Raw genomic sequence first — 7753 nt, forward strand, 5'->3', positions numbered from 1 at the left:
AACGCTCGACCGAGAAGTACTTTTAGCGTAGGCCGAGAGTGTGAAATGGCTGGAGATTCTAGCCGCTGCAGCTAGATAAAGTAAGAGCCCTCTATATGATTAGAGGGCTCTTATTTTGTCGTTATGTGTCGGTAAGTCGATATATTAAAAAAATCGCCGATATAATTCGAGTTGCGCTGATATATTTAAAAAACCGCCGATATAATTTCATTTACCGTTACGCAATACAAAAAAAAGCTATTCTCAAACGATGGGAATAGCTCTTTTTCTTATGCAACCTTCTCTTCCGAAGTAACTCCGCGAATTTCATCAGCAGAGCGGATTGGATATTTACGGAACACAATAGATCCAATGTATCCGACAATAGTGGTAACGATTCCACATAGTACGGCAGCGATCGTTACTTTTATAACGTCATTAAATCCGAATAGGACAAGAAGACCTGGAATTGGTGATGCTGTTCCTGGTGCATTATTAACAAGCTGGAATAGCGATGTAATAATACCGGCAAGTGCACCGCCAACGAAATTTGTCATATAGATTGGAATTGGATTTGCTGAGACAACATCGGCTTGTGTTAAAGGTTCGATTGCTACAGCAATTGTATCTTTCTTTGAACAAATTTTTAATCGTTTAAAGAAAATAAAGTTCATCGGGGCTGAGGCCGCAACGGCAAGACTACCAATTGCCATAGGTAAACCTGTTAATCCAAGCATTGCAGTTAGTGCCATAGAACTTAGTGGAGAGGTAGAAATAACTGTTATTAATCCACCAAGCATAATACCCATAATGATAGGGCTTTCTGTAGTTGCAACTGAAATCATAGAACCGATTTTACCGAGTGTTGCGTTAACAAGCGGATCCATAAGCATTGCCATTCCGCGTGAGATTGGTGCAGCGATAAATAGGATTGCTAAAAATTCCACGCCAGCTGGTAATTTCTTTTCGAGAAATTTCACGACGAAAGCACAAACGTATCCAGCGAAAAATCCTGGTAAAATACCGAATCCACTAGTAGCGATACCAATTAAAACAGCGTATACGGGGGAAACACCGATTGCTAATGCGACTAAAATCGCTGCTGCGACACCGCTCATACTACCGGAAGCTTCTCCTACTGATTGTAAAAAGTCATTATGAAACATTTCTCCACCTATATAACGATGAAATGCTTCAATAAGAAAACTTGCGATTGCTGCATTAGCTAAAGCACCCATCGCCTTCATTCCATAAGGCGCACGGTAACTAAAAAGTGTAAATAGACAAAGTACAACAAGTAATAGTGCTAAACCTTGCAAGATAGCCATTTGAAAACTGTCTCCTTTGATTTTTGTAATAAAAATTCGTATCATTCAATAATAATATAAAAGTGTATGAAACGGAAAAATTTTTTCTTGGGAACTTGCTGTAAGAAAAATCCCTTACAATAATGTAAGGAAAGTGTAAGACTTTTAGATAGAGTATAGTATGCTCTTTTCCGTATAATACAAGTATAGATATAATACTAGTGAGAAAGAAGTGCAAACAGGAGGTTCATGTATGAAATTGGTAATTAAAGTTTTAGCTATATTCGCCATTATTCTAGGTGGAACAGCGTATTATTTGAACACAAAAACAGAAGGTGTACATGCTTTTGTAGACAACTTCTTTTCAAATAAAGAAATACAAGATTATTATGCGGTTATAGATAAAGGTGAGAAAAAAGACGGAGAATACTTGTATACTTTTAAAGGGTATACAGAAGACGGAAAGTTACAGATCATTAAAAGAATGATGAACCGTGAATTGCATACGGGGGCGTTTATAAAAATTTATGCAAAAGGTATGCAAGGAAAAGGATGGGCTGAAATCCCGAAAGAATCTATTCCACAAAAAGCGTTGGAAAAAATAGAAAAACCATAAAAGGAGCGACTCATTCGCTCCTTTTTAGTGCGTTAAAATAGTGATAGATGTTTTTTCCTTGTTAGAAATAATTTTTGCACGTCCACCAATTGGGAAAGTGAAAATCGGGGTTGTATGCCCGAAACTTGCGTTTGCAATGATAGGAATATGTGCAAGTTCAGGTTTTGAAGCAATCATTTCTTGAATGTCTTCTATCGTACATTCTGCACCTTTTTGCATCTTTCCTATAACGATTCCCTTTATGTATTCAAAATCTTGCTGCTGCATAAGGGAATGTAAATAACGATCAAAAGTTTTAAGAGTAGATGTTCCAGTTAAACTATCTTCTTCAATAAATAAAATTTTGTCCTTTAAATTTGGCATATATGGTGTGCCTTGCAGTAAGTTAAATGTGCTCATATTGCCACCGATAATATCTCCCGTAGCTTCTCCTTCCTGAATTGAAACGTATCCTTCATTTTTAATAAATTCTCGATTTTCCTGATCTATATACCAAGAATCATCGCTCCATGTTTCAGATGGCAGGACTTCAATAGGCTCATTAGAAGTTAAGCACTTTAAAAAGTAATCGGTTGTATACTCGAGCCCTTTCTCCATTCCAAAGGAAGAGAAATGGGGTCCTGAATATGTAACGAGACCTGTTTTTGCGTAAATTGCATTATTTAAAGCAGTAATATCTGAATAACCACAGAAAAATTTCGGGTTTTTATGAATTAGATCATAATCGAGATGTTTCAATAAACCATTGGAGTTGTATCCGCCAAGTGTCGTCAAAATAGCTTTTACATTAGGGTCTCCAAATGCTTTATGGAGGTCTTGAATGCGGGAAGAAATAGAAGAGGAAGCAAATCGATCTATCTCATCGGCATATTTTGAGAATGTAACTTGAAAGCCCATGTCGGTTAATCTTTTTATAGCAAATTTTTTATTTTCATTTGAAACAATACTTAAACTACACGATGGTGAAATCACTCGTATTTCATCACCCTTTTTTAACTTTGTTGGTATCACTATATTCACCTCTTCAATTGAAAGAATATTTAGATTTAAAAAATATTTTATCATATGAAATAAAGTAGAAGTGAATTATTTTTTGAAATGGAGTTTTCCTGATTTTTCAGCAGACAGACAGAGTCTTTTTTTGATATGATAGGAAAAGTGATTTATTATAAGTAGTATTTAATATCTATAACATTTGAAAGGTGTGCAAGACGTGGAGAAACAACTTGCAGGCTTGCCGGTACACGTTCATTTCGTAACAGAAATCCGTGAAGGGGCGAGGAAGGAAACCGTTGCTTTTGAAGCAAATGGTCAATACTATGTAAAAGGTCAAGGTACATATGTAACATTCCAGGAGCCGAACGAACAAGGCGAAGTGAAAACAATTATTAAAATTCAAGATGAACAAGTTCTCATTATGCGTTCAGGTGCTGTTTCTATGCGTCAGACGCATGTGAAAGGTGAATGGACAACTGGTACGTATACGAGTGAACTTGGTACGTTTGCATTGCAAACAAAGACTGATAACGTTCTTTTTAAATGGTCGGATGAAAAGAAAAAAGGACAACTCTTCTTAACTTACGCATTGCTTCTAAGTGAACAAGAAGCTGGCAGATATACTATCACAATTAATTTGAAGGAGGCAAAATAATGAATTCCTTAGAACAAGTAAAAGGATTGATTAAAGAAGAAATTCAGGCTGCTGTATTAAAGGCAGAATTAGCGACAGAAGAACAGATTCCAAACGTTGTATTAGAATCTCCAAAAGATAAAACAAATGGTGACTTCTCTACAAATATGGCAATGCAACTTGCACGCGTTGCGAAAAAAGCACCTCGTATGATTGCAGAAGAACTAGTTGCAAACTTCGATAAAGCAAAAGCTTCTATTGAAAAAATCGAAATCGCTGGTCCTGGTTTTATTAACTTCTATATGGATAATAGCTACTTAACAGATTTAATTCCAACAATCGTAAACGCTGGTGAAGCTTACGGTGAAACGAATACTGGTAAAGGTGAAAAAGTACAAGTTGAGTTCGTATCTGCGAATCCAACAGGTGACCTTCACTTAGGACATGCACGTGGTGCGGCAGTAGGTGACACTTTATGTAACCTATTAGCAAAAGCAGGCTACGATGTGTCTCGTGAGTACTACATTAATGATGCTGGTAACCAAATTCATAACTTAGCTCTTTCTGTTGAAGCTCGTTACATGCAAGCTTTAGGCTTAGATAAAGAAATGCCAGAAGACGGTTATCATGGTGCGGATATCATTGGAATCGGTAAACGTTTAGCTGAAGAATTCGGCGATCGTTATGCGAAAGCTGATGAAAAAGAAAGTTATGAATTCTATCGTGAATACGGTTTAAAATATGAATTAGCAAAACTTCAAAAAGACTTAGAAAGCTTCCGTGTTAAATTTGATGTATGGTTCTCAGAAACATCACTATACAAAAACGGAAAAATCGATCAAGCTCTTGCTGTATTAAAAGAGCGTGAAGAGATCTTTGAAGAAGACGGCGCAACTTGGTTCCGTTCAATGACTTACGGCGATGACAAAAATCGTGTATTAATTAAAAACGACGGTTCTTACACATACTTAACGCCAGATATCGCGTATCACCGTGATAAATTAGAGCGTGGTTTTGATAAGTTAATCAACATTTGGGGTGCTGACCACCACGGTTACATTCCTCGTATGAAGGCTGCTATTCAAGCACTTGGTTACGATAAAGACACGCTTGAAGTAGAAATCATCCAAATGGTACAACTATACCAAAATGGTGAAAAAATGAAGATGAGTAAGCGTACGGGTAAAGCAGTTACACTTCGTGAGCTTATGGAAGAAGTAGGCGTGGACGCAATGCGTTACTTCTTCGCAATGCGTAGCGGTGATTCTCATTTAGACTTCGATATGGACTTAGCTGTATCAAAATCTAATGAAAACCCAGTATACTATGCACAATATGCTCATGCTCGCGTATGCAGTATCCTTCGTCAAGGCGAAGAATTAGGATTAGCTGTAGATGGAGATGTGAACTATAAACTTGTTACTTCTGAGAAAGAAGTAGAGTTACTGAAAAAACTTGGTGAATTCCCAGCTGTAGTTGCGGATGCAGCACAAAAACGTCTGCCACACCGTATTACAAACTATGCATTTGAATTAGCAGCAACATTACACAGCTTCTACAATGCAGAAAAAGTATTAAACCAAGATAACTTAGAATTAAGTAAAGCTCGTTACGAGTTAATGAAAGCAGTACGCACTACACTTCAAAATGCATTAGCAATCGTAGGAGTATCTGCACCAGAAAAAATGTAATGAAGAAAAGCGGAAGCGGCTCGTTTAGAATAGGAGGGGGATGGAGCTCCTGACAGAGAGGTGTACTTTGCCTCGGAGGAAGGCGCGAAGCCACCGAGTATTCTAGCCGCTGGAACTGGACAATAAAGAAAAGCGGAGCCGACTGTTTAGTCCCGAAGGCTAAGGTTCTTTCCCACAGAAGATGCATTTTATCTTCTCGTGGGGAAGGTTCTTAGACAGAAGGGGCTAGGAGGCAGAGCTGGACATAAAGAAAAGCGGAGCCGATTTTTCGCTTTCAGTAAAAGGCAATCACACAATGTTGTGATTGCCTTTTTATGTGGAGATAATAAAAAAAATTTATCAAACAAAAGGGGAATTTGCGTCGTCTTATATAAATGACAGGAGGCTTATGATGGAAGAAAAGATAGAAGAATTAATTGATATATATATAAGCAAATATATTCCTTATGCTATAAGTTAGCGAAAACGAAAGAAGATGCGGAAGATATTTTTCAAGAGACGTGGATAAAGGTTTTTTCATCAAGGCACCAACTTTCGTATGTGGATAATTATAAAAAGTGGATTACTACAATTTGCGTTCGTACATTTTATGACTTTTACCGCAAGAAGAAAAGATGGAAAGATCGCGTCTTAGATTTATTTCATAAAGAAGATGGTGGAGAAATAGATTTCGCAGATGATGTGAATATATCAGAAGAATTTATTCAAAAAGTGGAAGCGGAAATGATACGGGAAGTTATACAGCTATTGAATGAAAAATATAAAACCGTGCTCGTACTCTACTATTATGAACAATACTCTTATAAAGAAATGAGCGAAATATTAAATATACCGATTGGTACAGTGAAATATCGCCTTAATTATGCGAAGAAGCAAATGCGAGAACATTTGGAGGGGTTCGTTTATGACAGAAGATAAATTTGAACAGAAGGTAAAGAGTAGCTTAGCAGAAGAGATAACTCCAAGCGAAGAGCTAATAAATAACACGAAGCAGGGCGTGCGAAAGGCTCAGAAGTTAGAGAGGAAATGGATGATTTGTATTCACACCATTTGGATTGTTTTGTTAACAATTGTTATAGAACAATTTGTCACACATTTGGATTATAAAATTCCTATGTTGATAGCCATTGTGATTATGATGCATGTATACATTCCGATATATGTTGTAATACAGTCATTTTTAAAGAAGGAGTATAAATTACATGAAAGAGTTCGCTAATCCGTTTGTACTATTTGAAGTAGCTGGAGTGACGATGTTTTTAGCTGTTATAGCACTTTTAATATGTGTTGCATCATGGGTATATACAGATGCTAAAGCACATCAAATGAGCAAAGGATGGAGTATTTTAGCAGTTATATTGCCATTCTTTATTGGGTTTTTATTATATATGGTAAGAAGAAGTAAAAAGAAAGTTGAAGGAGAATATAAGATGAACTTTGTTAAAAAACAGAAAGTAACATTAGTTGCGATATTGGCAAGTACAATGTTTGTATTACTTAGTGGTTTTACTTTTGCACAAACGTTAGATGATGCGTGGAGAGCAGGAGATATATATTTAGAAAATGAGAAGCAAGGGAAAACAAGTTACGAGGCGAAATTCTCATCATGGGATATTGCCGGTAAAGATATTGAACTTCAGTATGAGAAGGACACAGAAGTGACATTTTCTTATGAGACAGATGCAAAACGAGGGAACTTATGCTTTAGCGTGTATGAAAGACGAGGAGAAGGTATAAAAGAGTTAAAGGAAATTTGTGAATCGAAAAAAGGTAGTTTTACAGTTACTTTAAAAGCAAATGAAGAGTATGCATTGAATATAAGCGGATTAAAAGTGAAAGATGGATTCGTAAAAGTGAATTGGCAAGAGAAATAAAAGGGGCCCTATAAAGGACCTCTTTTTTATTGAATAGTATAAGTAACAGAAAAACTAACAGGACTATAGTAAACGTAAGGTGCATGAAATTGAACATACATATTTCCATCTGTTTTTGCAGTGAAAATTCGGCCGTAACCATCAGAATAACGTCCAATTAGGTTATGATTTGAGTCATAAACACTGTAACTAGGAGTTTTGCTGTTAGGATGAATTGTTAGTTCTTGTCCTTTTTGAAGGAAAATAGGTTCTTGTTCAGAACTACCTCCAGTTTGCAAAGAATAAAATTTTGTAAAGCTTTGTTCTTGAGCGGCAGCAGCGACTTTTGTTTCAGGAATAAACGCAGTAGCTCCAGTAATTCCTGCTAAAGTTAATGCACCTGCTAAAATCATTTTTTTCATAATAGAAAAAGCCTCCTTATTAGTTGTAATCAGTTTTGTTACAGTTAATATTGTATACGATAATGGGTAGGATAAAATATGCTTTTATGCATATATATTTTTTCTCAATAAAAGACCACTGATAAAATTGAACTGAACCCAAAAAATTAGACAAATATATTAAGCAGCTACTAAGGATTGAACTCTGTATTGCACAGGGGACAATCCTTTTAGTTTTGTTTTAATTCTTTTGTGATTGTAGTAATGAATATAAGT

9 protein-coding genes and 1 pseudogene are annotated in these 7753 nt (G+C 36.2%); 6 read left to right on the forward strand and 4 right to left on the reverse strand.

The genetic code is table 11. The features are described 5' to 3' along the window. Positions 1-269: 269 nt before the first annotated feature. Positions 270-1307: a PTS sugar transporter subunit IIC gene (locus D1166_RS17250; protein ID WP_000996328.1), complete on the reverse strand. Its 1038-nt coding sequence runs from the start codon at positions 1305-1307 to the stop codon at positions 270-272. A gap of 232 nt (positions 1308-1539) precedes the next feature. On the opposite strand from D1166_RS17250, the gene D1166_RS17255 reads away from it, so the two are divergent. Then, complete coding sequence (locus tag D1166_RS17255) at positions 1540-1902, forward strand: YxeA family protein (RefSeq protein ID WP_000779915.1); 363 nt, start codon at positions 1540-1542, stop codon at positions 1900-1902. A 24-nt stretch (positions 1903-1926) separates the two neighbouring features. Here the strand turns inward: D1166_RS17255 and D1166_RS17260 are convergent, their stop codons facing one another. Continuing rightward, positions 1927-2913 (reverse strand): S66 family peptidase, encoded by a 987-nt coding sequence (locus D1166_RS17260; RefSeq protein ID WP_000613229.1) that lies wholly within the window; start codon positions 2911-2913, stop codon positions 1927-1929. A 202-nt stretch (positions 2914-3115) separates the two neighbouring features. Between D1166_RS17260 and D1166_RS17265 the strand changes: the two genes are divergently transcribed. The 5 genes and pseudogenes from D1166_RS17265 (at position 3116) to D1166_RS17285 (ending at position 7097) form a co-directional block, all read left to right on the forward strand. Further along, positions 3116-3553 carry a YwiB family protein gene (locus tag D1166_RS17265; RefSeq protein ID WP_000414867.1) on the forward strand — a complete coding sequence of 146 codons (438 nt, stop codon included), beginning with the start codon at positions 3116-3118 and terminating at the stop codon, positions 3551-3553. Continuing rightward, entirely contained in the window at positions 3553-5223 is a 1671-nt protein-coding gene (gene argS, locus D1166_RS17270) for an arginine--tRNA ligase (protein WP_001086446.1), read from the forward strand. Before D1166_RS17265 ends, argS begins: the two co-directional genes overlap by 1 nt. 391 nt (positions 5224-5614) lie before the next feature. Further along, positions 5615-6141, forward strand: a pseudogene (locus D1166_RS17275) (RNA polymerase sigma factor). Continuing rightward, on the forward strand, positions 6128-6442 hold the full coding sequence (locus tag D1166_RS17280) for a hypothetical protein (protein WP_000133822.1): 315 nt from the start codon (positions 6128-6130) through the stop codon (positions 6440-6442). Before D1166_RS17275 ends, D1166_RS17280 begins: the two are co-directional and overlap by 14 nt. Then, a complete protein-coding gene (locus D1166_RS17285) occupies positions 6426-7097 on the forward strand; it encodes an anti-sigma factor (protein ID WP_097855687.1) in 672 nt (223 codons plus the stop codon). Before D1166_RS17280 ends, D1166_RS17285 begins: the two co-directional genes overlap by 17 nt. 26 nt (positions 7098-7123) lie before the next feature. On the opposite strand, the gene D1166_RS17290 is transcribed toward D1166_RS17285, so the two are convergent. Then, a complete protein-coding gene (locus D1166_RS17290) occupies positions 7124-7498 on the reverse strand; it encodes a hypothetical protein (RefSeq protein ID WP_000738221.1) in 375 nt (124 codons plus the stop codon). A gap of 159 nt (positions 7499-7657) precedes the next feature. Then, a partial coding sequence (locus D1166_RS17295) for an IS3 family transposase (RefSeq protein ID WP_130055901.1) occupies positions 7658-7753 on the reverse strand: 96 nt, incomplete at its 5' end.

This window comes from Bacillus sp. ISO11, from assembly GCF_003458115.1.
Taxonomy (GTDB): domain Bacteria; phylum Bacillota; class Bacilli; order Bacillales; family Bacillaceae_G; genus Bacillus_A; species Bacillus_A cereus.